The organism is Micromonospora sp. WMMA1949 (assembly GCF_027460145.1).
Classification (GTDB): Bacteria; Actinomycetota; Actinomycetes; order Mycobacteriales; family Micromonosporaceae; genus Micromonospora.
In genome coordinates this window covers 4,301,419-4,324,916 of sequence record NZ_JAPZBG010000001.1, presented here as the reverse complement: position 1 = coordinate 4,324,916, position 23,498 = coordinate 4,301,419, and the positions used below count along the sequence as shown (strand labels likewise).

Annotated in this window: 21 protein-coding genes; 15 read left to right on the top strand and 6 right to left on the bottom strand. The window is 74.0% G+C overall.

The window, feature by feature from the left end:
• A complete protein-coding gene (sucB, locus tag O7607_RS20520) occupies nucleotides 1–1,839 on the top strand; it encodes a 2-oxoglutarate dehydrogenase, E2 component, dihydrolipoamide succinyltransferase (protein WP_269704801.1) in 1,839 nt (612 codons plus the stop codon).
• A 61-nt stretch (nucleotides 1,840–1,900) separates the two neighbouring features.
• Here the strand turns inward: sucB and O7607_RS20515 are convergent, their stop codons facing one another.
• Entirely contained in the window at nucleotides 1,901–2,845 is a 945-nt protein-coding gene (locus tag O7607_RS20515; protein WP_269704800.1) for an SDR family NAD(P)-dependent oxidoreductase, read from the bottom strand.
• A gap of 147 nt (nucleotides 2,846–2,992) precedes the next feature.
• On the opposite strand from O7607_RS20515, the gene O7607_RS20510 reads away from it, so the two are divergent.
• The 8 genes from O7607_RS20510 to O7607_RS20475 all read left to right on the top strand — a co-directional run bounded on the left by O7607_RS20510 (nucleotide 2,993) and on the right by O7607_RS20475 (nucleotide 9,671).
• Nucleotides 2,993–3,559: a TetR/AcrR family transcriptional regulator gene (locus tag O7607_RS20510; RefSeq protein ID WP_269704799.1), complete on the top strand. Its 567-nt coding sequence runs from the start codon at nucleotides 2,993–2,995 to the stop codon at nucleotides 3,557–3,559.
• Nucleotides 3,560–3,603: 44 nt separating this feature from the next.
• On the top strand, nucleotides 3,604–4,938 hold the full coding sequence (locus O7607_RS20505) for a low temperature requirement protein A (protein ID WP_269704798.1): 1,335 nt from the start codon (nucleotides 3,604–3,606) through the stop codon (nucleotides 4,936–4,938).
• 73 nt (nucleotides 4,939–5,011) lie between these two features.
• Nucleotides 5,012–5,890, top strand: coding sequence for an oxidoreductase (locus O7607_RS20500; protein WP_269704797.1), 879 nt, complete (start codon nucleotides 5,012–5,014; stop codon nucleotides 5,888–5,890).
• Between the two features lie 69 nt (nucleotides 5,891–5,959).
• Nucleotides 5,960–6,907 (top strand): LLM class flavin-dependent oxidoreductase, encoded by a 948-nt coding sequence (locus tag O7607_RS20495; protein ID WP_269704796.1) that lies wholly within the window; start codon nucleotides 5,960–5,962, stop codon nucleotides 6,905–6,907.
• An 11-nt stretch (nucleotides 6,908–6,918) separates the two neighbouring features.
• Nucleotides 6,919–7,929, top strand: coding sequence for an aldo/keto reductase (locus O7607_RS20490; RefSeq protein WP_269704795.1), 1,011 nt, complete (start codon nucleotides 6,919–6,921; stop codon nucleotides 7,927–7,929).
• A 67-nt stretch (nucleotides 7,930–7,996) separates the two neighbouring features.
• Nucleotides 7,997–8,266 carry a type II toxin-antitoxin system Phd/YefM family antitoxin gene (locus tag O7607_RS20485; RefSeq protein WP_269704794.1) on the top strand — a complete coding sequence of 90 codons (270 nt, stop codon included), beginning with the start codon at nucleotides 7,997–7,999 and terminating at the stop codon, nucleotides 8,264–8,266.
• Complete coding sequence (locus tag O7607_RS20480; protein WP_269704793.1) at nucleotides 8,256–8,678, top strand: type II toxin-antitoxin system VapC family toxin; 423 nt, start codon at nucleotides 8,256–8,258, stop codon at nucleotides 8,676–8,678. The genes O7607_RS20485 and O7607_RS20480 overlap by 11 nt, the downstream gene beginning before the upstream one ends.
• A gap of 93 nt (nucleotides 8,679–8,771) precedes the next feature.
• Nucleotides 8,772–9,671, top strand: a complete 900-nt coding sequence (locus O7607_RS20475; RefSeq protein ID WP_269704792.1) for a TIGR01777 family oxidoreductase — start codon at nucleotides 8,772–8,774, stop codon at nucleotides 9,669–9,671.
• A gap of 28 nt (nucleotides 9,672–9,699) precedes the next feature.
• On the opposite strand, the gene O7607_RS20470 is transcribed toward O7607_RS20475, so the two are convergent.
• The gene (locus O7607_RS20470) at nucleotides 9,700–10,941 is read right to left on the bottom strand and encodes an extracellular catalytic domain type 1 short-chain-length polyhydroxyalkanoate depolymerase (protein WP_269704791.1); all 1,242 of its coding nucleotides are present in this window, start codon (nucleotides 10,939–10,941) and stop codon (nucleotides 9,700–9,702) included.
• A 174-nt stretch (nucleotides 10,942–11,115) separates the two neighbouring features.
• Here O7607_RS20470 and O7607_RS20465 point away from each other — a divergent pair, with 174 nt between their 5' ends.
• The 3 genes from O7607_RS20465 to O7607_RS20455 all read left to right on the top strand — a co-directional run bounded on the left by O7607_RS20465 (nucleotide 11,116) and on the right by O7607_RS20455 (nucleotide 14,037).
• On the top strand, nucleotides 11,116–12,927 hold the full coding sequence (locus O7607_RS20465; protein ID WP_269704790.1) for a DUF2079 domain-containing protein: 1,812 nt from the start codon (nucleotides 11,116–11,118) through the stop codon (nucleotides 12,925–12,927).
• A 70-nt stretch (nucleotides 12,928–12,997) separates the two neighbouring features.
• Complete coding sequence (gene lipB / locus O7607_RS20460) at nucleotides 12,998–13,639, top strand: lipoyl(octanoyl) transferase LipB (protein ID WP_043329324.1); 642 nt, start codon at nucleotides 12,998–13,000, stop codon at nucleotides 13,637–13,639.
• Between the two features lie 5 nt (nucleotides 13,640–13,644).
• Nucleotides 13,645–14,037 (top strand): VOC family protein, encoded by a 393-nt coding sequence (locus O7607_RS20455; protein ID WP_269704789.1) that lies wholly within the window; start codon nucleotides 13,645–13,647, stop codon nucleotides 14,035–14,037.
• Between the two features lie 377 nt (nucleotides 14,038–14,414).
• Here the strand turns inward: O7607_RS20455 and aspS are convergent, their stop codons facing one another.
• Entirely contained in the window at nucleotides 14,415–15,701 is a 1,287-nt protein-coding gene (gene aspS / locus O7607_RS20450; protein ID WP_269704788.1) for an aspartate--tRNA(Asn) ligase, read from the bottom strand.
• A 412-nt stretch (nucleotides 15,702–16,113) separates the two neighbouring features.
• On the opposite strand from aspS, the gene lipA reads away from it, so the two are divergent.
• Together lipA and O7607_RS20440 are read left to right on the top strand one after the other, a co-directional pair.
• The gene (gene lipA / locus O7607_RS20445; RefSeq protein WP_269704787.1) at nucleotides 16,114–17,103 is read left to right on the top strand and encodes a lipoyl synthase; all 990 of its coding nucleotides are present in this window, start codon (nucleotides 16,114–16,116) and stop codon (nucleotides 17,101–17,103) included.
• 59 nt (nucleotides 17,104–17,162) lie between these two features.
• Nucleotides 17,163–18,755, top strand: a complete 1,593-nt coding sequence (locus O7607_RS20440; protein ID WP_269704786.1) for a DUF423 domain-containing protein — start codon at nucleotides 17,163–17,165, stop codon at nucleotides 18,753–18,755.
• Between the two features lie 27 nt (nucleotides 18,756–18,782).
• Here O7607_RS20440 and O7607_RS20435 read toward each other — a convergent pair whose 3' ends face one another.
• Together O7607_RS20435 and O7607_RS20430 are read right to left on the bottom strand one after the other, a co-directional pair.
• Nucleotides 18,783–21,707: an ATP-binding protein gene (locus tag O7607_RS20435; protein ID WP_269704785.1), complete on the bottom strand. Its 2,925-nt coding sequence runs from the start codon at nucleotides 21,705–21,707 to the stop codon at nucleotides 18,783–18,785.
• Nucleotides 21,708–21,859: 152 nt separating this feature from the next.
• Entirely contained in the window at nucleotides 21,860–22,030 is a 171-nt protein-coding gene (locus O7607_RS20430) for a hypothetical protein (protein ID WP_269704784.1), read from the bottom strand.
• Nucleotides 22,031–22,245: 215 nt separating this feature from the next.
• Here O7607_RS20430 and O7607_RS20425 point away from each other — a divergent pair, with 215 nt between their 5' ends.
• The gene (locus O7607_RS20425) at nucleotides 22,246–22,935 is read left to right on the top strand and encodes a DUF4191 domain-containing protein (RefSeq protein WP_013287747.1); all 690 of its coding nucleotides are present in this window, start codon (nucleotides 22,246–22,248) and stop codon (nucleotides 22,933–22,935) included.
• Nucleotides 22,936–22,996: 61 nt separating this feature from the next.
• Here the strand turns inward: O7607_RS20425 and O7607_RS20420 are convergent, their stop codons facing one another.
• Nucleotides 22,997–23,452, bottom strand: coding sequence for an RDD family protein (locus O7607_RS20420; RefSeq protein WP_269704783.1), 456 nt, complete (start codon nucleotides 23,450–23,452; stop codon nucleotides 22,997–22,999).
• Nucleotides 23,453–23,498: the final 46 nt, after the last annotated feature.

Genomic DNA, 23,498 nt, shown 5'->3' with positions numbered 1-23,498 from the left:
ATGCCGGTATCGGTCACCATGCCCCGGCTCGGCGAGAGCGTCACCGAGGGCACCGTCACGCGCTGGCTCAAGCAGGAGGGTGACACCGTCGAGGTCGACGAGCCCCTGCTCGAGGTGTCGACCGACAAGGTCGACACCGAGATCCCGTCCCCCGCGGCGGGCGTGCTGAGCCGGATCGTGGTCGGCGAGGACGAGACCGCCGAGGTCGGCAGCGAGCTGGCGGTCATCGCCGGCGAGGGCGAGGACGCGGGCGCGGCTCCCACCGAGGAGGCCGAGCCGGCCACCGAGCCGACGGCCGCCGCCGAGGGCACCGGCCCCGAGCCGGAGCAGCAGGCCGAGGAGGCCGCCGCCGAGCCGGGCGCCGAGGCCGAGCAGCCGGCCGTCGAGGAGCCGGCCCAGCCCGCCGCGTCGTCGGGCGAGGGCACGCCGGTGACCATGCCGGCGCTGGGCGAGAGCGTCACCGAGGGTACGGTCACCCGCTGGCTCAAGCAGGTCGGCGAGACCGTCGAGGTGGACGAGCCGCTGCTGGAGGTCTCCACCGACAAGGTCGACACCGAGATCCCGTCGCCGGTCGCCGGCACGCTGCAGGAGATCAAGGTCGCCGAGGACGAGACCGCCGACGTCGGCGCCGTGCTGGCGATCGTCGGGGTGGCCGGTGCCGCCCCCGCGAAGGCGGAGCCGAAGCCCGAGCCCAAGCCGGAGCCGAAGGTCGAGGCGAAGCCCGAGCCGAAGCCGGAGCCGAAGGTCGAGGAGCCGACGCCGGGCGCGTCCTACAACGAGCCGGCCGCCGAGGCGGAGAAGGCAGCGCAGCCGGCCAAGGCCGAGGCGGCAGCCCAGCCGTCCGCGCCGGCCGCCGCGCAGCGTCCGAGCGTTCCGGCCGAGTTCGGCGAGGACTCCGCCGGGTACGTGACGCCGCTGGTGCGCAAGCTCGCCGCCGAGCACGGCGTGGACCTGGGCTCGCTCAAGGGCACCGGCGTGGGTGGCCGCATCCGCAAGCAGGACGTGCTGGAGGCGGCCGAGAAGGCGAAGGCCGCCAAGCCGGAGCCGGCCGCCGCCGCGCCGGCCGCCAAGGCCGAGGCCCCGGCAAAGCCGGCCGCCAAGCCGGAGCCGAGCGCCAAGCGGGGCACCACGGAGAAGCTGCCGCGCATCCGGGCCACCATCGCCAAGCGGATGCAGCAGTCGCTGCACGAGACGGCGCAGCTGACCACCGTCGTCGAGGTCGACGTCACCAAGGTCGCCAAGCTGCGGGCGCGGGCCAAGGACTCGTTCCAGGCCAAGCACGGCGTGAAGCTGTCCTTCCTGCCGTTCTTCGCGCTGGCCGCGATCGAGGCGCTCCAGACGTACCCGATCGTCCAGGCCAGCATGGACCTGGACGGCGGCACGATCACCTACCCGGCCGCCGAGCACCTGGGCATCGCCGTGGACACCGAGCGCGGCCTGCTCGTGCCGGTCATCCACAACGCCGGTGACCTCAACATGGGCGGCATCGCCAAGCGGATCGCCGACCTGGCCGAGCGCACCCGGGCCAACAAGATCACCCCGGACGAGATGGCCGGGGCGACCTTCACGATCACCAACACCGGCAGCCGGGGCGCGCTGTTCGACACCCCGATCGTGCCGTCGCCGCAGTCGGCGATGCTCGGCACGGGTGCCGTGGTGAAGCGCCCGGTCGTGGTCAACGACCCGGAGCTGGGTGAGGTCGTCGCGATCCGGTCGATGGTCTACCTGGCCATGTCGTACGACCACCGGCTGATCGACGGCGCCGACGCGGCCCGCTTCCTCACCGCCGTGAAGCAGCGGCTGGAGGGCGGCAACTTCGAGGCCGAGCTGGGTCTGTAGATCCCGTACGGCGAGGGGGCGCGCGGCGACATGCCGCGCGCCCCCTTCGTCGTGTGCGGCCTCAGCCCTTCAGGTGCTCCTCGGATACGGTCCAGAGCTGCTCGGCGGCCTCCGGGTCCCGGGCGTACGGCGCCCAGCCGGTCCGCGTGCCCGGCTGGTTCGGCCCGGCCTCCTGGCAGTCCTCGAAGTACCGGCCGCCGACGCCGTCGAGCAGCGGTGAGGCGGCGACCAGCACCGAGGTCGCCGCGCCCTGCTCGGGGGTCTTGAACGAGGCCGCGCCGCCACCGCTCTGCGCGCGCATCCGGACCAGTTCCTCCTCGGTGATGTAGCGCTGCAGGTTGGTCCGGATCGCGCCGGGCATCAGCGCGTTGGTGTAGATGCCGTCGTCGGCCCAGCGACGGGTCGCCTCCACCGCGAACAGCACGTTCGCGGTCTTGGACTGCCCGTACGCCAGCCACGGGTCGTACGGCCGCTGCCGGAAGTGGATGTCGGAGAACACCACAGGCGAGCGCAGGTGGGCGCCCGAGCTGACCGAGACGATCCGCGCGCCACCGGCCGCGGCGAGCGCCGGGCGCAGTCCGGTGGCCAGCGCGAAGTGGCCGAGGTGGTTCGTGGCGAACTGCATCTCCCAGCCCTGCTGGGTACGCATCTCCGGGGAGGCCATGATCCCGGCGTTGTTGACGAGCATGTGCAGCGGCCCGTCCCAGTTCCGGACGAACGCGGCCACCGACGCGAGATCGTCCAGGTCGAGCGGGGCGACCAGGATCCGGTCGTTGCCGGTGGCACCGGTGATCTCGGCGGCGGCACGCTGACCGGCCTCGGTGTTGCGGACGGCGAGGGTGACGTCGGCCCCGGCGGCGGCGAGCGCGCGGGCGGTCTCGACGCCGATCCCGGAGGCGCCGCCGGTGACGACGGCTCGCCGGCCGGTCAGGTCCAGGTCACTGACCACCTCCAGGGCGGTGGTCTCGGCGGAGAACGGGGTGGTGACTGGTGTCGGGGTTGTCATGGTCCATCCTTGTCGACGGCGACGCGGACCGATGTCCGCCCGCTACGATCAGAAGCGGAGGATCCTCCGTTACTTGCTCAGCATAACCGGAGGAGACTCCGGTTACCACCGACCCGGGCCGCGACCCGGTCGAGCCGAGGAGGAACCGTGCCCGACCGACCGCCGCGCGCGGACGCGCTGCGCAACCGGCAGCGGCTGCTGGACGCCGCGGTCCAGGCGTTTTCCCAGGACGGCCCGGAGGTAACGCTGGACCGGGTCGCCAAGGAGGCCGGCGTCGGCATCGGCACGCTCTACCGCCACTTCCCCAGCCGGGAGGCGCTGATCGAGGCGGCTTACCGCAACGAGCTGGAGAAGCTCTGCGACGCCGCCCCGGCGCTGCTCGCCGCCCAGCCCGCCGACGCGGCGCTGCGCGCGTGGATGGACCGGTTCGTCGACTACCTCACCACCAAGCGGGGCATGGCCGACGCGCTGCGGCTGGTCATCGCCTCCGGCGCCAACCCGTACGCGCAGAGCCGCGACCGGCTGCTGGCCGCGCTCGGCGACCTGCTCGCGGCCGGCGCGGCGGCCGGTGCCCTGCGCGCCGACGTGGCCGCCGCCGACGTGCTCGCCAGCCTCAGCGGGGTCTCCCTGGTGGCCGGCGAGCCGGACCAGCGCGCCCAGGCCGGACGCCTGCTCGACCTGCTGATGGACGGCCTGCGGCACCGGCCGGGCTGACCGAATCGGTCACCCGGCCCGACCTGCGCTGACAGACTCGGCCGGTGGGCTCGTACGGGTGGCGGGGACGCCTGGGACCGGCGGTGCCGGTGGCCCCCGGCGCCCGGGTCGACCGGTTCGAGATCTTCTTCGACCTGGTCTTCGTCTTCTCGTTCTTCATCATCACCCGGGCCACCGCCCTCCAGGTGACCGGCGGCGCGCTGCTGCACGCGCTGCTGGTCCTCGCCGTGCTCTGGTGGTCGTGGGTGGTGCACAGCGTGGTCGCCACCCGGGTACGCCTCGGCGAGGGTTTCGTCCCGGTGCTCATGACCGTCGGCATGGCCGCGCTGTTCACGTTCGCGCTCTCGCTGCCGCACGCGTTCCGCGACCCGCGCGGCAACGCGGCCGGGCCGATGGTCGCGGCGCTCAGCTACACCGTCCTGCGGTTGATCCACCTGCTGCTGTACCGGCACGCGGTACGGGACAGCCCGAACGAGCGCCGGCAACTCCTCCGGTTCGCCCCGGAACTGATCGGCAGCACCGCGCTGCTGCTGGTCGCCGCGCTGCTGCCGCCGAGGATCGACGACCTGTTCTCCGCGGCGGCGCTCCGGGACGTGCTGTGGGCGGTGGTCATCCTGCTCCAGTACGGCAGCGGCATGATCGCCGGCACCTGGGGCTGGGGCGTCGCGTCGGCCGAGCACTGGACCGAGCGGTACGACCTGATCCTGATCATCGCGCTGGGCGAGTCGGTCATCTCGGTCGGCGTGGGCAGCAACCTGCTCGGCCAGCCGCCCACCTGGCCCGCCGTCGCGGCGGCGGTACTCGGCATCTTCTTCACCGCCGCGCTCTGGTGGGCGCACTACGACATGATCGGGCCGGCCGCCCGGATCGCGTTGCACGTCGCGCAGGACGGCCCCCGGGTGGCGATGGCCCGGGACGCGTACGCGTACCTGTTCCTGCCGATGATCGCGGGCATCATCCTGTTCGCGCTCGGCGCCGAGACGATCGTGCACGGGATCGCCGATCCGAACGTGCCACCGAGCGAACCGGCGCACGGTCCCGGCGTACCGCTGCTGTTCGGCGGCGTGATCTGCTACCTCTGCGGCAACATGCTGTTCCAGCTGCGTACCCTGCGCACGCTGAGCTGGACGCGGGTCGCGACGGCGTTGCTGCTCGGCCTGACCATCCCGGTCGCGGAACGGGTGCCGGGGCTGGCCGCGCTGGGCATGCTCACCGCCATCACCGTGGGTATGGTGGCCGTCGAAGTGATCGTCTTCGACGAGGGCCGGCGGGCCCTGCGAAAGCTGATCTTCGAGGAACGCGCCAGCCACGAGGCACACGAGGCGGCCTGGCGGGCCCGCTGGCACGAACGGCCCGACGACCGCGACGAAGGCGAGTGAACCAGCGGCCCGCCGCCTCCGTGAAACCTGTCGGCCCCGCCGCGGGGCCACACCTGAGGGATACGGGGGCCACATGACCATCGACACCGTCCACGCCGGCGCGGCCGGCACCTGGCAGCTCGGCGACCTGACCGTCAACCGGATGGGCCTGGGCGCGATGCGGCTGACCGCGAACGCCGACGGCAGCCCCAGCGACCGGGACCGGGCCGTCGCCGTACTGCGCCGCGCCGTCGAGCTGGGCGTCAACCACATCGATACGGCCGCGTTCTACTTCTCGCCGCTGCGCTCGGCCAACGAGCTGATCAACCGGGCGCTGTGGCCGTACCCGGAGGGTCTGGTCATCGTCACCAAGGTCGGGCCGGGCAAGGACCCGTCCGGGCAGTGGCTGCCGGCGGCCCGCCCGGACCAGCTGCGCGGGCAGGTGGAGGAGAACCTGCGCCAGCTCGGCCGCGACCACCTGGACGTGATCAACCTGCGGGTGCACGGCCCGGAGCCGCTGTCCGAGCACTTCGGCGCGCTGGCCGAGCTGCGCGACGCCGGGCTGATCCGGCACCTCGGCGTCTCCGCCGTACGCCCGCACCAGGTCGCCGAGGCGCGCGCCATCGCCCCGGTGGTGTGCGTGCAGAACTCGTACGGCCTGGGCTACCGCCGCAGCCACGACGAGCTGATCCGGGACTGCGCGGCGCACGGCACCGCGTTCGTGCCGTTCTTCTCCATCGTCACCAGCGGCCGGGAGGCCGGCGCGACCGGCGAGGAGCACCCGGAGGTGCTCGCGGTGGCCCGGGAGCACGGCGTGACGGCGACCCAGGTCCGGCTGGCCTGGACGCTGGCCCGGGGCCCGAACGTGCTGGCCATCCCCGGCACCGGCGACCCCGCGCACCTGGAGCAGAACGTCGCCGCCGCCGCGCTGCGTCTCTCCCCCGCCGACCTGGCCCGCCTCGACGCGGTGTGACGTTCGGCCGTCGGCAGAATCGGCGCGTACGGGGTGGCCCACCGCTGCGTGCGCGCCGATGCTGAGGCGATGGCGACCTTCTCCGTACAGGCCCAACCCACCGACGCGGCGAGCTGGACCGAGCTGGCCCGTACCGTCGAGGCGGCCGGCTTCGACGCGCTGTTCGCGGCCGACCACCCCGGCGGCTGCGCGTCGCCGTTCGTCGCGCTGGCCGCCGCGGCGGCCGTGACCAGCACGCTGGGCCTCGGCTCGTACGTCTCCAACGCCGGCGTCCGCGAGCCGATCCTGCTCGCCGCCGACGTGGCCACCCTGGACGTGGTCTCCGGCGGGCGGGCCCGGTTCGGCGTCGGGGCGGGCCACACGCCGGCCGAGTGGCGGGCCGTCGGGCGCGAGCGCCCGGACGTCGCCGGCCGGGTCCGCCGCTGCGTCGCGGTGACCGAGGCGGTACGGGCGCTGCTGGCCGGCGACGAGGTCACTGTGGACACCGAGGAGCTGACCGCGCACACCGCCCGTCTCACGGCGCCCCGGCCGGTCCAGGACCGGATCCCGCTGACCGTGGGCACGTCCAACTCGGCGCTGCTGCGCTGGGCCGGGAGGCACGCCGACGTGGTCGGCCTGGCCGGCTTCGGCCGTACCCTGCCCGACGGCCACCAGCACACCGTCCGGTGGCGGGCCGACCAGATCGAGGCGCAGCTCGCCTGCGTCGCGGCCGGCGCCGCCGACCGGGACACCCCGCCGGTCCTGGAGGCGCTGGTCCAGCACGTCGCCGTCACCGACGACGCGGAGGCGGCCGCCGCCGGGACGGCCGCCGAGACCGGACTCCCCCCGGCGGAGGTGCTGGCCACCCCGTTCGTGCTGGCCGGCACGCCCGACGAGATCGTCGCGGCCGTGGCCGGGCACGAGCGCCGCTGGGGCGTCACCCGCTTCGTGGTACGCGCCGGAGCGGTCGACGCGCTCGCCCCGCTCCTGCCCCGGCTGGCGGGAAAAGAGCTGGACTTCGAGCACACTCGAAAGTGAACACTGGCGGCATGACGACGACACGACGGCTGGGCCGCAGCGGCATCGAGGTCAGCGCGATCGGCATGGGCTGCTGGGCGATCGGCGGCCCGCTCTGGGACGGCACCCAGCCGCTGGGCTGGGGCGAGGTGGACGACGACGAGTCGGTGCGTACCGTCCACCGGGCCCTGGAGCTGGGCGCGACGCTGTTCGACACCTCCAGCAACTACGGCGCGGGGCACAGCGAACGGGTGCTGGGGCGCGCGCTCGCCGACCGCCGGGACCGGGCGGTCATCGCGACCAAGTTCGGCTACCCCACCGACGAGGAGACCCGCCAGGCGCTCGGCGAGGACGCCACCGCGGACTACGCGCGGCGCAGCCTGGAGGGTTCGCTGCGCCGGCTCGGCACCGACCACGTCGACCTCTACCAGCTCCACCTGGGCGGCCTGCCGGTGCCGCGGGCACTGGACCTCGTCGGCACGCTGGAGGACCTGGTCGCGGAGGGAAAGATCCGCGCGTACGGCTGGAGCACCGACGACCCCGCCTCGGCGCGCGCCTTCGCCGAGGCGGGACCGCACTGCGCGGCGATCCAGCACGACCAGTCGGTGCTGCGGGACAACGCCGCCATGCTCGCGGTCTGCGCGGAGTTCGACCTGGCCGCCCTGAACCGGGGGCCGCTGGCGATGGGCCTGCTCACCGCGAAGTACCAGGACGCGCCGACCGCCCGGGGCGACGACGACGTACGCGGCGTGGCGCCGGAGTGGCTGGACTGGTTCACCGGCGGCGTACCGCGCGCCGAGTGGTCCGAGCGGGTGGCCCGGGTCCGTGCGGCGCTGACCGCAGACGGCCGGACCCTCGCCCAAGGCGCGCTGGGCTGGCTGCTCGCCCGCAGCCCGCAGACGCTGCCGATCCCCGGCTGCCGGACGGTGGCGCAGGCCGAGGAGAACCTCGGCGCGCTGGCGTACGGGCCGCTGCCGGAGGCGGCTTTCGCCGAGGTGGAACGCCTGCTCGCCGACCTGCGCACTACCCCGGCCCCCGCCTGACCGGCTCGGCCGCACCGACGCCGACAACCTGTAGCACTTCGTAGCACACAGGCGGTAGGCTGCCGGTGTGGCCGAGCACGCTCATCGCGAGATCACCCAACGCGAGCTGCGCAACGACTCCGGCGCCATCATGCGCGGAGTCGAGCGCGGAGAGTCCTTCACCATTACCCGCAACGGCACGCCGATCGGGCGGTTGATCCCGATCCGGCGGCGCACGTTCGTGCCGCGAGCCGAGGTGCTCGCCGCCTTCGCCAGCGCACCACGGCTGGACGAGGCACGCTTCCGGGCCGACCTCGACGCCGCAATCGACCAGGATCTGCCCGGCCGTGAATGGTGACCTCCCCGTTCGCGGTCTGATCGACACCAACATCGTCATCCATCTGGCTGGCCTCGACGGCGCGGAACTGCCCGACGAGATGGTCATCAGTGCGGTCACGCTTGCCGAACTCTCGGCCGGTCCACATCACACCGACGATCCGCGCGAGCGTGCCCGCCGGATGAGCGTCCTGCAACACGTCGAAGCCACGTTCGAACCACTTCCGTTCGACGCCGAGGCGGCGCGGGCATTCGGCCTGGTCTCAGCGGCTGTGCTCGCCGCCGGACGAGGCACACGCCGCCGGGTGGCGGACCTGATGATCGCCTCCGTCGCACACGCCAACGCGCTTCCTCTCTACACCACGAACCCCGCCGACTTCCTCGGACTCGACGGTCTGATCACCGTGCATCCGGTCAACCGGCCGACCGGCTGAGGGGCCACGGGCGGCGCGCAACCCGGCGGGCGTGACGAGTGAGTGATTTCGCTCAACGCATCCGAATCGGGGTTCGTATCGGAAGATGTGAGCATGCGGATCCTCATGGCCGGCGTGTCCGGCTTCCTCGGCACCCGACTGGTCGACTGCCTCACCGCGGACGGCCACCAGGTCACCCGCCTGGTCCGCCGCCCACCACGCACACCCGCCGAACGGCAGTGGAACCCGTCCGCCGCGCAGCTGGACCCGCAGTGCGTCGCCGACGCCGACGCGGTGGTGAACCTGGCCGGCGCCGGGGTGGGCGACAAGCGCTGGAACGACGAGTACCGCAAGCTGATCCGGACCAGCCGGGTGGACAGCACCACCACGCTCGCCATCACGATCGCCGGCCTGCCCGCCGCCGACCGGCCCGCGGTGCTGCTGAACTCCTCCGCCGTCGGCTGGTACGGCAACACCGGCGACCGGGCGGTCACCGAGGAGGCGCCTGCGGGTGAGGGGTTCCTGGCCGACGTCTGCCGGGTCTGGGAGGCCGCGACCCGCCCGGCCGAGGACGCCGGGGTACGGGTGGTGCGCCTGCGTACCGGACTGCCGCTGCACCGCGACGGCGGCCTGCTCAAGCCGCAGCTGCTGCCGTTCCGGCTGGGCGTCGGCGGCAAGCTGGGCAGCGGGCGGCAGTGGGTGCCGTGGATCTCGATGCGGGACTGGCTGAACGCGGCGAAGTTCCTGCTGGACCGCGACGACGTGGCGGGCCCGGTCAACGTGGTCGGCCCGGCGCCGGTCACCAACGCCGATTTCAGCCGGGAGCTGGCCCGGCAGCTGCACCGCCCCGCGATCATGCCGATCCCGGCGGTGGCGCTGAAGGTGGCGCTCGGCGGCTTCTCACAGGAGGCGCTCACCAGCAGCCGGGTGCTGCCGGGCGTGCTCGACAAGTCCGGCTTCCCCTGGACGCATCCGGAGCTGCCGGGCGCGCTGCACGCCGCCCTCACGGAGTGAGCCCGCGAGGGCGGCGCGGCGTCGCGGTTCAGCAGCCGATCACCCAGTACGCGGGTCCGGTCTGCTTGAGCGTGCTCGTGTAGAAGGTGTTGTAGAGGCCCATCCGCTGCCCGCTGCCGAGCGCGTAGGCGTACCCGCCGGACTGGTAGGCCCGCCCGGCCACGACGTGCGCGTAGTTGCTGGCGGTGATGCAGACCGGCGCACTGGTCGGCGAGGGCGAGGCGGTCGGGGTCGGTGACGCGGTCGGGGTGGGTGACGCGGTCGCCGTCGGGGTCGGGCTGGGCGAGGCGCCGCCACCGCCGAGCCCGAAGAAGACCGCGTCGCGGTACGTCGAACAGATGGTGTCCAGGAAGTACGCCCCGGCGGTGCCGCACTGGTCCGCGCCCGTACCCGGGTCGACGGGGGTGCCGTGGCCCATCCCGGAGACCCGGTAGAGGCGGATCTGGTCGGCGCCGTAGACCTCCAGGCTCGTCCCGGACGGCAGCGTGGAGGTGCTGGTCGGGGTGGCCGAGACGCCCAGCACGTTCGTCCACTGGTCCCGTGACTCGGCGGCGTTCGCGGTCGCCACCGTGGTGTCGCTGGTGCCGTGCCAGATCGCCACCCGGGGCCGCTTGCCGGAGTAGCCGGCGTACGCGCCGCGGACCAGGTCGCCCCACTGCGCCGGGGTCTTGTCCACGCCCGGGTTCATGCAGCTGAACGCGGTGACGGTGCTGGTGGCGCAGCGGTACGGGATGCCGGCGATGATCGAGCCGCCGGCGAAGACGTCCGGGTAGGCGGCGAGCATGGCCGCGCTCATCGCACCACCGGCGGAGAGGCCGCTGACGTAGACCCGGGCGCCGTCGGTGCCGTAGGTGGTCCTGGCGTAGTCGACCATCTGCTTGATCGACAGCGCCTCACCCTGGCCGCGCGCGGTGTCGCCGGTCTCGAACCAGTTGAAGCAGGAGTTGGCGTTGTTGCCGCTGGGCTGCTGCGGCGCGATGAGTGCGAACTTCCACTGGTCGGCGTACTTCTGCCAGCCGGAGTTGGCGACGTACGTCGAGGCGTTCTGCACGCAGCCGTGCAGCAGCACCACGGCGGGCGCGCCGGCGGGCAGGCCGTCCGGGCGGTACGCGTACATGGCCAGGTTGCCGGGGTTGGAGCCGAAGCCGGTGACCTGGGTCAGCGAGGCCGCCTGGGCGGGAAGGGCGGCGACCAGCGCGGTGGCCGCGGCCAGCACGACCCCGGCCGCCGCCCCGGCGACGCGGGCGATGAGGGATGAGGAGCGGGGCACGGGGACCTCCCGATCGTGGAATGTGAACTGAGTCACCTCCGGGTTGCCGCGACGTTACGGCCGCGTTTCGTCACACCGGAATGGCCGCCGCTCACACATTCACGGCCACCGAAGTGTGCGGCCGAGTTTCGTGTCCGGGCGGTCTGCCCAGGTCCGGTTGGTAACGTCCGCTGCGTGCCCTCCTCCCCGTCCCCGGCCACCGGCCGGTCGCCGACAGCTGTCCGCGACCGGCGCTCCGACCTGCTGGTGACGCTCGCCGCGCTGACCCTGGCCCTCTGGGTGACCAGTGGCATGTGGCGGGATCCGAACAGCCGGGCCATCACCGTCAACTCCAGCGACCAGGCGCTGTTCGAGTGGCTGCTGGCGTTCGGCGGGCACGCGCTGACCCACGGGCAGAACCCGCTGTTCACCACGCTGATCAACGTGCCGGACGGGGTGAACCTCGCGGTGAACACCTCGATCACCGTGTACGCGGCGGTCTTCGCGCCCCTGACGTACCTGATCGGGCCGCCCGCGACGTTCCTGGTGATCCTCACGCTCAACCTGGCCGCGACGGCGGTGGCCTGGTACTGGCTGCTCAGCCGGCACCTGGTGCGCAGCCAGCTGGCCGCCGGTGTGGCCGCGCTGTTCATCGCCTTCTGCCCGGCGATGGTGTCGCACGCCAACGCACACCTGAACTGGACGGCGGGCTGGCTGGTGCCGCTGCTGATCTGGGGCGTGTTCCGGCTGCGTCGCCCGGGCCGGGCGGTCACCGGCGGGATCGTGCTCGGGCTGCTGGTGGCTGTCGCGTTCTCAATCGCCGCCGAGGGGCTGTTCTTCACCGCGCTGGCGCTCGGCGTGTTCCTCGCCGTGTGGGCGTTGCACCCGGCCCGCCGGTCCGAGGTACGCGCCGCGCTGCCCCGGATGGCGGCCGGGCTGGGCGTGACGGCGCTCGTCGCCGGGGCGCTGCTGGCGTACCCGCTCTGGCTGCACTTCCTCGGACCGCAACGGTTCCACGGCACCGGGTTCGACCCGCTGATCCACTCCGAGGACATCGCCGCGTACGGGTCGTATCCGCGCCGGTCGCTGGCCGGCTGGGCCGGGTGGGGCACCTCGCTGGCGCCCAACCCGACGGAGGAGAACTCGTTCTTCGGCGTACCGCTGCTCCTGCTCGCCGTCGCCTGTTTCGCGCTGCTGTGGTGGCGCGCGGACCGGGCGTTCCGAGCCACGCTCGCGGCGCTCGGCGTGACCGCCGTGGTCTTCGCGGTGCTGTCGTGGGGGCCGACGGTGAAGTGGAACGGCCGCCGCTTCGACCAGACGCTGCCGTTCGGGGTGCTGGACAACCTGCCGGTGATCAACGCGGCGTTGCCGTCCCGGCTGGCGCTCGTGGTCGCGCCGGTGATCGGCCTGCTGCTGGCGTACGCGATCGACACGTTGCGCGCCCGGCCGCCACGGCGCCGGGTGAGCGGGCTGGCCTGGGCGCTCGGCTTCGTCGCCGCGCTGCTGCCGCTGGTGCCGACGCCGCTGCTCACCAGCGTCCGCGAGCCGATTCCGCAGTTCATCACCAGTGGCGCCTGGCAGCGCTACGTCCCGCCGGACGGGGTGCTGACCCCGCTGCCGCTGACCGTGGACGTCTACCCGGACGGGCAGCGCTGGCAGGCGTACGCGCTGGCGAACCGGCAGGGTGAGTTCCGGATCCCGTCCGGGTTCTTCCTCGGGCCGGGCGGGCCGGAGGGCCGGGGCCGGATCGGCCCGGTGCCGCGCACCTTCGACTCGCTGATGGATCAGGCCGGGCGGACCGGCCTGGTGCCGATCATCACCGACGGCAGCATCCGGGCGTCCCGGGCGGACCTGCGCTACTGGGGGGTCCAGGCGGTGGTGCTGCCCGACCGGGTGCACGGCGCCAAGTTCGACGTCGACGAGGAGGCGCTGCGGCGCACCGCCACCGCGCTGCTCGGCCCGCCCGAGCGGGTCGAGGACGTCTGGCTGTGGCGGGTGCCGGCCTGACCGCCGCCTCGGCCCGATGGCGACGAGGCTCACGGGTCCGGTTCCCGGAGGGCGGGACTAGGCTGGACGGGTGAGCGTGACGACTTCCGGGCTGACCGCCGTCCGCGCCGGCCTGCTCGACTACCAGGCCGCCTGGGACGAGCAGCGCCGGCTGCACGAGGCGGTGGTGGCCGGCGAGCAGGGCGACACCGTGCTGCTGCTGGAGCACCCCAGCGTCTACACCGCCGGCAAGCGCACCGAGCCGTGGGACCGGCCGATGGACGGCACCCCGGTGGTGGACGTGGACCGCGGCGGGAAGATCACCTGGCACGGTCCGGGGCAACTGGTCGGCTACCCCATCGTCCGGCTGCCCGACCCGGTCGACGTGGTCGCGTACGTCCGCCGCACCGAGCAACTGCTGATCGACGTGTGTGCCGAGTTCGGGCTGGCCGCCGGCCGGGTCGAGGGACGCAGCGGCGTGTGGGTGCCGGAGGACGACAGGGGGCCGGCCCGCAAGGTGGCCGCCATCGGCATCCGGGTCGCCCGTGGCGTCACGCTGCACGGCTTCTCCGTCAACTGCGACTGCGACCTGGGCTTCTTCGACCGGATCGTGCCCTGCGGCATCCGGGACGCCGGGGTCACCTCGCTGACCGCCGAGTTGGGCCGGCCGATCACCGTGGCCGACGTGCTGCCGGTGGTCGAACGGCACCTGCCGACGCTCACGCAGGTCTGAGCCCGGTGCGGCTCGACCTGGTCACGCTCGTCGTGGCCGAGTACGACCCGGCCATCGCGTTCTTCACCGAGGTGCTCGGCTTCGAGCTGGCCGAGGACAGCCCGTCCCTGACGAACGACGGCCGGCCCAAGCGCTGGGTGGTGGTACGCCCGCCGGGCGGCGGGACCGGCCTGCTGCTGGCCCGCGCCGACGGCGAACACCAGGCCGGCGCGGTGGGCGACCAGACCCACGGCCGGGTGGGCTTCTTCCTGCAGGTCGACGACTTCGAGGCGGTGTACCGCCGGATGGTCGACGCGGGCGTCGAGTTCGTCCGGCCACCCCGCACCGAGCCGTACGGCCGGGTCGCGGTCTTCCGCGACATCGCCGGCAACCCCTGGGATCTGCTCGGCCCGGCCTGACCGCCTCGGACACACGGTGGCCGACCGGTCCGATCGCCGCCGCAGGCCAGCGCCCTGCGGTCACCGTGAGTGACAGAAGCCGTGCCCGAGGGTTGTCCCCTCTCGCCGACTTTGCTCTGCAGCCGGATACGCGACGGTCACTCCTGGTCGATCGATGCGTCGGTGGCTGCAGAGCAAAGGGCGCACGCACCCGTCCCTCCCCCTCGGCGGGCGCCGCCATAACCCCTGCTCAGCCCGCTCCGGAGGCAACAAGGGCACCCGCGCGACATCTAGCGCACCCTTACGGACCGTGACCGCAGCCGGAGACGACCTCCCCTCACTCTCAGTGTCCGCGCCGGGGCTGGTTTCCCAGCCCCGGCGCGGCCGAGAGCCGCCGGTCAGGGCGTGAGGCGGTGCAGGTCGCGCGGGAAGGCGGTCACCTCCCGGACGTTCGCCGCACCGACGAGCCGCGCGACGAATCGCTCCAGCCCGATCGCGAACCCGCCGTGCGGCGGCATGCCGTGCCGGAACGCGTCCACGTACCCGGCGTACGGCTCCACCGGCTCGCCCCGCGCCGCGAGCGCGGCCAGGTAGTCGGCGTGCCGGTGCAGGCGCTGCCCGCCGGTGACCAGCTCCACGCCCCGGAACAGCAGGTCGAAACCGTTCGAGTACGCGGGCCGGGCCGGGTCCGGGTGGGTGTAGAAGGGGCGCTTCGCCATCGGGTACCCGGTGACGAAGAGGAAGTCGCTCCCGTGCTCGCGGAGCGCCCACTCCCCCAGCGCCCGCTCGTGCGCCGGCGCCAGGTCGGGTTCGGAAGGCGGCGCCCCGGCGATCTTCAGCGCGTCGGTGAAGTGCACCGCCGGGATCTCGGCCGGCACCTGCGGCACCGTCACGCCGAGCGTCGTCAGCGCCCCACCGGCCCGGTCGGCGACGGTCGCCACCATCCCGGCCAGGGTCTCCCGCAGCACCGTCATCACGTCCCGGTGGTCGGCCACGAACCCCAGCTCGACGTCGAGCGACGTGTACTGGGCCAGGTGGCGCACCGTGTCGTGCGGCTCGGCACGGAACACCGGCCCCACCTCGTAGACCCGCTCGAAGACGCCCACCATGAGCTGCTTGTAGAACTGCGGCGACTGGGCCAGGTAGGCGGGCCGCCCGAACCAGTCCAGCGCGAACACGTTCGCCCCGCTCTCGGTGGACGAGGCGACCACCTTCGGCGTGTGCACCTCGACGAAGCCCTGCCCGTCGAGCGTGGCCCGGAAGCCGGACACGGCGGCCGCCGATACCCGCAGCGCGGCGGAGCGGACCGGGTGCCGCAGCGCGACCGGCGCGTGGTCGAGCTGAGTGTGCAGGCCGGCGGTGAGCACCGGCCGGTACAGGTCGAACGGGGGCGGGACGGCGGCCGGCCCGAGCGGACGTACCGTCGGCTCGACGACCTCGACCCCGGCGGGCGCGGTGGCGTTCGCGACCACGGTGCCGACGACCTCGACGACCGTCTCCTCGGTGAGCGCCTCGATCTGCTCGCGCACGGCGGGCGCGGCGACCACCACCTGCGCGAGCCCGGCGGCGTCGCGGACGATCAGGAAGGCCACCGACTTGAGCAGCCGGCGGCGGTGGACCCAGCCGGCGAGCCGCACGGTGGCGCCCATATGGGCGGGGAGTTGGGTGGACAGGATGCGTTGCACGACGACTACCTCCTTGACCAATCGCAACGCGATCCCCAGGGAGGTGTGGGCGAGCGGGAACCTCGCGGTGCCACCACACCTTCGTCCCCGCCGAAGCGGGAACCTCGTTCGTCGCCTTTTCACCGGGGCCGGCCGGGCGGGCTCTACTGGGCGCGACGCGCCGTTCTTCCCGCAGCTCGGGAGGGTCTTCACGGACCGGCGCCAGACCGCCTCGCAGCAACCGGCGGCTCTCTCGACTGGCGGATCGGTCCGTTACTCGGCTCCGTCACAGCTCTGCCCGGCACGCTAGCACCGCGCGGGCCGCGCTGTGACCGGGTTTTTTCACCCCTGGTGTCCGGTGTCACAGCGATTCCGGCGTGACGGCCGTCGCCCACGTTCATCGACCGGCGCCGACCGGCGTACGCTCGGTTTTGTGACGATCGAGCAATCCGCGCCGACGACTGAGCAGCCAGCGCGCACCGCGACCGTCGCCCCGGAGGGGCGGCGGATGCTGCGGATCGAGGCGCGCAACGCCGAGACGCCGATCGAGCGCAAGCCGCCATGGATCAAGGTGAAGGCCAAGATGGGCCCGGAGTACACCCAGTTGCGCGGGCTCGTCTCGCGCGAAGGGCTGCACACCGTGTGCCAGGAGGCCGGCTGCCCCAACATCTACGAGTGCTGGGAGGACCGGGAGGCCACCTTCCTCATCGGTGGTGACCAGTGCACCCGGCGCTGCGACTTCTGCCAGATCGACACCGGCAAGCCGGCCGAGTTCGACGCCGACGAGCCGCGGCGTGTCGCCGAGTCGGTCGCCGCGATGGGCCTGCGCTACGCGACCATCACCGGTGTCGCCCGCGACGACCTGCCCGACGGCGGTGCCTGGCTCTACGCCGAGACGGTCCGGCAGATCCACGCGCTGCAGTCCGGCTGCGGTGTCGAGCTGCTGATCCCCGACTTCAACGCCGTACCGGAGCAGCTCGCCGAGGTCTTCGGCTCGCGGCCCGAGGTGCTGGCGCACAACGTGGAGACGGTGCCGCGCATCTTCAAGCGGATCCGCCCGGCGTTCCGCTACGAGCGTTCGCTGGACGTGATCCGCCAGGCGCGGGCCGACGGCCTGGTCACCAAGAGCAACCTGATCCTCGGCATGGGCGAGGAGCGCGCCGAGGTGTCCCAGGCGCTGCGCGACCTGCACGAGGCGGGCTGCGAGCTGATCACCATCACGCAGTACCTGCGCCCCTCCCCCCGGCACCACCCGGTGACCCGCTGGGTCAAGCCGGAGGAGTTCGTCGAGCTGCGCGAGGAGGCCGAGGAGATCGGCTTCGCGGGCGTGATGAGCGGCCCGCTGGTCCGTTCGTCGTACCGCGCGGGCCGCCTCTACCAGCAGGCGCTCGCCGCCCGCCGGGAGGTTCCGGTCGCCGGCTGAGGCCGGCCGTCGACCGCGTCACCCGCCGCCGCCGCCCGCCGGATGCCATGATCACAGGCATGACCGCCGGGGTACGCGAGGAGCCACGCGAATCCGTGCGCCCTCGTACGCCCCGGCGGCTGCCGTTGCCGACTCTGCTCGCCCTGCTCGTCGGGCTCGCCGCTGTGGGGTACCGGCTGGCGCTGCTGTTCGCCGACGTGCCGCCCACGAACAGCGACGAGGCGACGATGGGGCTGGCCGCCCTGCACATCGCCCGCGGCGACGGCTTCCCGGTCTGGTTCTACGGCCAGGCCTACATGGGCACGCTGGAGGCGTACCTGGCCGCGCCGCTGGTCGCGCTGGCCGGGCCGTCGGTGCTCGTGCTGCGGCTGCCCACGCTGGCGCTGTACGCGTTGTTCCTGCTGCTGTCCTGGCGGCTGACCCGGCGGCTCGGCGGTGACCGCTGGTACGCCCTGCTCGTCGTGGCCGTGCTGGCGCTCGGCTCGGACCGGGTGGTGAAGAACCAGCTCATCGCCGGTGGCGGCTATCCGGAGCTGAACCCGGCCGGTGCCGCGCTGGCGCTGCTCACCGTCGGGCTCTGCGTAACCGGGGCGGGCGCGCGGCTGCCCCGCTGGGCGGCCTGGGGGCTGGTCTCCGGGGTGCTGCTCTGGGTGGACCCGCTGATCCTGCCGTACGTGCTGACGCTCGGCGTGCTGCTGGTGGCGTGGCGGTGGCGGGAACTGGCCGGGCGGGCCGGGGTGGTGCTGGCGGGCGCGCTGCTGGTGGGCGCGGCGCCGATGCTCGCCGACAGCCTGCTGCACGGCCGCAACCCGGTGGCCGCGGTGCTGGCGGCCGGTGGCACGGGTACGCCCGCGGACTGGGCGGACCGGCTGCACGGCGGGCTGGTGCTCGGGCCGCCGCTGGCGATGGGCTTCTGCTCCCCCGGCCGGTGCGCCACCTGGCAGCTCTGGTGGGCCGTCGTGTTTCCGGTGCTGCTGGTGCTCGCCGCGCTCACCGCGTGGCACACGCTTCGCCGTGCCCCCGACGGTCCGCGCTCGGCGGAGCGGGTGTCGGCCGGGGTGCGGCTGGCGCTGCTCGGCGGGGCGGCGGGCGTGCTCGCGGCGTACGCGGTGAGCAACGCGGCCGGGCAGACGCCGATCGAGAGCAGCCGTTACCTGTCGTGCCTGGCGGTCGCCGTGCCGGCCCTGCTCTGGCCACTGTGGCGGGCCGCCCGCCGGCCGGCGGTCCGGGTGGCGCGAGTCGCGGCGGTGGCGGTACTAGCGGGTGTGCTCGGCACCGGCGTGGCGGCCACGGTGGACGTGGTCCGGGCGGCGCCGGCCGTGCACGCCGAGGCCGACCGGCACCGGTCGCTCGTGGACACGCTCGGCGCGCTCGACGTGCGGAATGTGCGCGGCGGCTACTGGACGTGCAACCGGCTCGCCTACGCCACCGGCGAGAACGTGCTCTGCGCCGTGGTCGAGGACGACCTGCGCCCCGGTTTCGACAGGCTGCCCGCGTACCGGCGGGAGGTGGCGGCCGACCCGGACGCGGCCTGGGTGGCGCTCGCCGGCTCGCCGCTGGCCGCCCGGCTGGACGAACGCGTCGGCACCGAATCGGGCGCGCTCGACGTCGTCACCGTCGCCGGCTGGCGGATCTACCTGCCACGCCGCTGACGCAGGCCCGAAGCGGCCGGCGCGGTGCTACCGGGCGCGGCGCTGTGCCGGGGCGGGGGGCGCAGCGTCGAGCAGGCCGAGACGGTGGGCCAGCGCGGCGGCCTCCACCCGGTTGGTCACGTCGAGCTTGGCGATGATCCGGGACACGTGCACGCTCGCCGTCTTCGGCGAGATGAACAGGCGCTCGGCGATCCGGCTGTTGCTGTGCCCCTCGGCGACCAGCCGCAGCACCTCCTGTTCCCGGCTGGTCAGCAGGTCCGGCCCGGGTCGCCCGGTGCCGCGCAGTCCGACCCGGCGGGCCAGAGTCGCCGCCTGCTCGCCCAGCGGGGTGGCGCCCAGCTTGGCGGCCAACTCCACTGTCTCCCGTACCGCGGCGGCCACCTCGTCCCGCTCGCCCGCCGCCGCGGCCGCCTCGGCCAGCCCGAGCAGCGCCCGGCCCAGCGGGTACGGCTGCCCGGCCGTCCGCCACGCCGCCACCGCCGCCCGCCACGCGACGAGCGCGTCGGCGGGACCGGTGGACGTCGTGCCGCCGAGGATCGCGGTGAGGTGGGCGGCGTGGGCATGCTCGGCGGGGTACCGGGCCGGCAGCGCGGCAGCTACCGCCGACACCTCGGCGGCGAGCGTGGCGTCCCCGGTCAGCGCGGCGGTACGCGCCACCGCACCGAGCACCGGCCACCCCTCGCGCGGCAGGTCGGTCAGGTGCGGGTCGGCCAGGGCGGCGCGCGCCGCGCGTACCGCTTCCAGCTTGTCGTCGGCGGCGAGCGCGGCCTCCACGCGCAGCTCGTGCAGCGGCAGCCGGTGGTTGGGCCACAGGTAGGGGCGCCGGAGGAACGCGAGCGCCCGCCCGACGACCTCGTCGGCGGCGGGATGGGCGCGGGCCAGGTGGAGCCCGGCGCGCAGTTGCAGCCAGTGCAGCCCGGAGACGCCGGGCGGGTCGATCCGGGCCGCCTCGGCGCAGGTGGCGTCCGCCTCGTCCCAGCGGCCCAGCGCGATCAGCGCCTCGGCCCGGTTCGACAGCAGGTACGCCCCGATCGAGCGGCTGATGCCGACCCGGCGCGCCTCGGTCACCCCGGCCGCGGCCGCCTGCTCCGACTCGTCGTAGCGGCCCAGCTCGTATAGCACGTCGGAGAGGAAGACCAGCGCGCTGACCAGGGCCCACGAGTCACCGGCGGCGCGGGCCCGCGCCTCGACCCGGCGCAGCTCGGCCAGCCCGCGCTCCGGGGTGCCGTCGAGGCGGTGCAGCAGGGCGATCCGGGTGGGCAGCAGCACCAGGTCGGTGCCGACCTCGGACGCGCCGGCCGCGGCCTCGGCGGCGACCGAGGCGGCCTCGCGCGGGTCGACCTTCATCAGGTGCGACGCGATGTCGGCGAGCACGGCGAACCGTTCCGGGCCGTCGGGGGCGGCGGCCGCCAGCCGGTACGCCTCGCGCAGCTCGGTCGCGCCGTCGCTCTTGCCGAGCAGCGCGAACAGCCGGCCCCGGTGGTCGAGCAGGCGGGCGGCGCGCAGCGGTTCGGCGTCGGAGTCGACCTCGGCCAGCGCGGCCCGGGTGAGCGTGAGCGCGCGGCTGAGGTCACCGGCGGTGACCGCGGCGGTGAGCGTGTCCTCCAGCACCCGCAGGTGGTCCATGCCGAGCCGGTCGGCGGCGTCGGGCACCTGCTCCCACAGTTCGAGGACGCGCTCCAGCAGCCGGCTCTGCTCGGCGTACGCGTACCGTTCGGCTGCCGCCTCGGCGGCGACCCGGGCGGCGGTGAGCGCGCGGGGGTGGTCGTGCGCCGCGTACCAGTGGTGGGCGATCTCGGCCGGCGCGCGACCGGCGGCGACCAGGTGCGGTTGGGCCTCGATCGCGGCGGCGTAGCGGGCGTGCAGCCGCGCGTGCTCGCCGGGCAGCAGGTCGTCGTGCACGGCCTCGCGGACCAGCGCGTGCCGGAACTCGTAGTCGCCGTCCGGGTCGGCCACCACGAGCTGCCCGGCCACGGCGGCGCGCAGCGCGTCCTCCAGTGCGGCCTCGGGCAGGCCGGCCACCTCGGCGAGGATCTGGTGGGCGAAGCGGGTGCCTCCGGCGGCGGCGATCCGCAGCACCCGCTGGGCCGGCTCGGGCAGCCGGTCGACGCGGGCCAGCAGCAGGTCACGCAGCGTCTCCGGGATGGCCGCGCAGCCGACCGGGCCACCGGCGGCGGCCAGCTCCTCGATGAAGAACGGATTGCCCTGGGTGCGTTCGTGCACGTCGTCGACGGTCCGGGCGTACTGCTCGACGCCGAGCAGGTCGGCCAGTACGGCGGCGGTGCCGTCCCGGTCGAGGCGGCCCAGCTCGATCCGGTCCACGCCGCGAACCCGGTCCAGTTCGGCGAGGAACGGCCGCAGCGGGTGCCCGCGGTGCAGCTCGTCGGTGCGGTAGGTGCAGACGACCAGCAGGCGGGTCGCGCGGGCGGCCCGCACGAGGAAGCCGATCAGATCCCGGGTGGACCGGTCGGCCCAGTGCAGGTCCTCGATCACCAGCACCAGCGGGCGTTCCTCGGCGATCCGCCGGAACAGGTCGGCGACCAGGTCGAACAGGTAGCCGCGCGGGGTGTCGGCGAGGGCCGGCCCGGCGGGCACGGCGACGGCCGCCGGCATCCGGGCCAGTTCCGGCAGCAGCCGGGCGAACTCCGCCTCGTAGCCGGCGAAGGCGGCCGGCCCGTCGTGGCGCAGCACGTCGCGCAGCGCGGCGGCGAACGGGGCGAACGGCAGACCGGCCTCGCCCAGTTCCAGGCACTGGCCGACGAGCAGCCGCGCGCCGGCCGCCTCCACCTGGGTGCCGAACTCCTCCAGCAGCCGGGTCTTGCCGACACCCGCCTCGCCGCCGACGAGCACCGTCGTCGGCTCGCCGGACCGGGACCGGGTCAGCGCGTCGCCGAGCGCCGTCAGCTCGGGCCGGCGGCCGACGAGGACGGTGCTGGCAGCGCGTACGGTCACGCCGTCGAGCATGCCACGACCCCCCGACTGCGCGGCCGGGCCGAGGGGGCCCGCCGGCCCGGCCGCCCCCGTGACGGCCGGACCGGCAATCTCCCCCACGGCACCGGCCGCGCCCACGAACCCGGCCGGACCGGCGACGGCCGCCGGTGCGGTCACCGGCGGGCGTCGGTGGTGCGGGCGCTGTGCCGGCGTCGGCCGAGCCAGCCGCGCGGGTGCCGGCGGGGCAGCGACCGGGCGAGCCGGTCCTGGGCGGCGTCGGCCTGCAACTCGGAGGCGTGGCTGCGGTGGATGCTGAGGATGAAGTCCGCGTCGTTGCCGAACATCTCGGTCTCCCTTGCCGTGCGGTGTCGTTCCCTGTCGAGATCGACTCTCCGCGCGAAGGTGCCCCCGGGGCATGGGTACGCCGCCTGATCTTCGCCCCCTCCGCCTCCTTACCTGCGGGCCGGTTCGGGCCGGCGCGGCGGTAAGGTACTCAGCCCTCGGCGGAACAGGCGGCCACGGATCAACGTGACGTGCGCCGACCACTAGACTCTGCGGTATGGCAAAGCCCCAGGAGAAGGTCTCGTTCGGCCAGCGGCTGAAGCAGATCGGGATGGTGTTCCGGTTCACCGCCAAGCAGGACAAGTGGTTCGCGCCGCTGACCGCGGCGGCGGTGCTGATCCCGCTCGCGCTCACCGTGGTCGCGGTGATCGCCTGGGGCTGGATCTGGCTGCCGATCGGCATCCTGCTCGCCCTGCTCGCCGTGCTGATCGTGCTCAACCTGCGCTCCAACAAGGCGATGATGAACGCCGCCGAGGGGCAGCCGGGCGCGGCGGCGCAGATCATGGAGAGCATGCGCGGCGACTGGCGGGTCACCCCGGCCGTCAGCTCCACCACCCAGATGGACATGGTGCACCTGGTGGTGGGCCGGCAGGGCGTGATCCTGCTGGCCGAGGGCAACCCGCAGCGCGTCCGCGGCCTGCTCGGCCAGGAGAAGCGCCGCCTCGCGAAGGTGATCGGCACGGCCCCGCTGCACGACTACGTGATCGGGCAGGGCGAGGGTGAGCTGCCGGTCCGCAAGCTGCGGATGACGCTGATGCGGCTGCCGCGCGCCCTGTCCCCCAAGGACGTCAACGCCCTCGACAAGCGGCTCAAGGCGCTCACCGCGCGGCCGCAGATGCCCAAGGGCGCAATCCCGAAGAACATGCGGCCGGCGCGTGGCGCGTTCCGGCAGACCCGGGGTCGCTGACGTCCGGCGTACGCGAGAAGGAGCCGGTCCCGTGCGGGGCCGGCTCCTTTCCTCATGCGGGTCAGCGGCGCGGGGCGTCGGTGACGACCGACCCGGCGAGCCGGTCGTGCAGGCCGCGCCGGTGCTCGTCCATCAGCAGGGCCGGCACCACGAGGGCCAGCAGGAGTCCGCGCCACAGCCCGCGGAGCAGCCCGATCCGGCCGCCGTCGGCCCAGGACACGCAGCGCAGCCGGGTGAGGAACATGCCGGGGGTCTGGGCGAACAGGCCGATGAAAAAGCCGTACTCCAGGATCAGCACCAGGACCGGCGGCCAGCCGTCGCGGACCGGGTCGGAGAACGCCCGGGCGACCATCAGGCACAGCACCCAGTCGATGATCAGGGCGCCGAAGCGGCGGCCGAGGCTGGGCGGGGTGAACGCGGGGTCGGTGGCGGGCGGCACCGGTGTGGCGGCGGTATCGGTCACAGCGGCCAGGGTAGCGCCGCCGCGACCCCTGACGAAAAATACGACATTCGGCATCAGAGTGTGCCGGGATGACGCTCCGCAAGCGACGTAACACGGCGGA

Coding starts and splice junctions, on each gene's coding strand:
- O7607_RS20430 (WP_269704784.1), bottom strand. CDS start 22,030: ATGTTCGGCAACGACGCGGACTTCATCCTCAGCATCCACCGCAGCCAC.
- O7607_RS20420 (WP_269704783.1), bottom strand. CDS start 23,452: ATGCCGAATGTCGTATTTTTCGTCAGGGGTCGCGGCGGCGCTACCCTG.
- O7607_RS20440 (WP_269704786.1), top strand. CDS start 17,163: ATGACCGCCGGGGTACGCGAGGAGCCACGCGAATCCGTGCGCCCTCGT.
- O7607_RS20515 (WP_269704800.1), bottom strand. CDS start 2,845: ATGACAACCCCGACACCAGTCACCACCCCGTTCTCCGCCGAGACCACC.
- sucB (WP_269704801.1), top strand. CDS start 1: ATGCCGGTATCGGTCACCATGCCCCGGCTCGGCGAGAGCGTCACCGAG.
- O7607_RS20495 (WP_269704796.1), top strand. CDS start 5,960: ATGGCGACCTTCTCCGTACAGGCCCAACCCACCGACGCGGCGAGCTGG.
- O7607_RS20475 (WP_269704792.1), top strand. CDS start 8,772: ATGCGGATCCTCATGGCCGGCGTGTCCGGCTTCCTCGGCACCCGACTG.
- O7607_RS20490 (WP_269704795.1), top strand. CDS start 6,919: ATGACGACGACACGACGGCTGGGCCGCAGCGGCATCGAGGTCAGCGCG.
- O7607_RS20425 (WP_013287747.1), top strand. CDS start 22,246: ATGGCAAAGCCCCAGGAGAAGGTCTCGTTCGGCCAGCGGCTGAAGCAG.
- O7607_RS20500 (WP_269704797.1), top strand. CDS start 5,012: ATGACCATCGACACCGTCCACGCCGGCGCGGCCGGCACCTGGCAGCTC.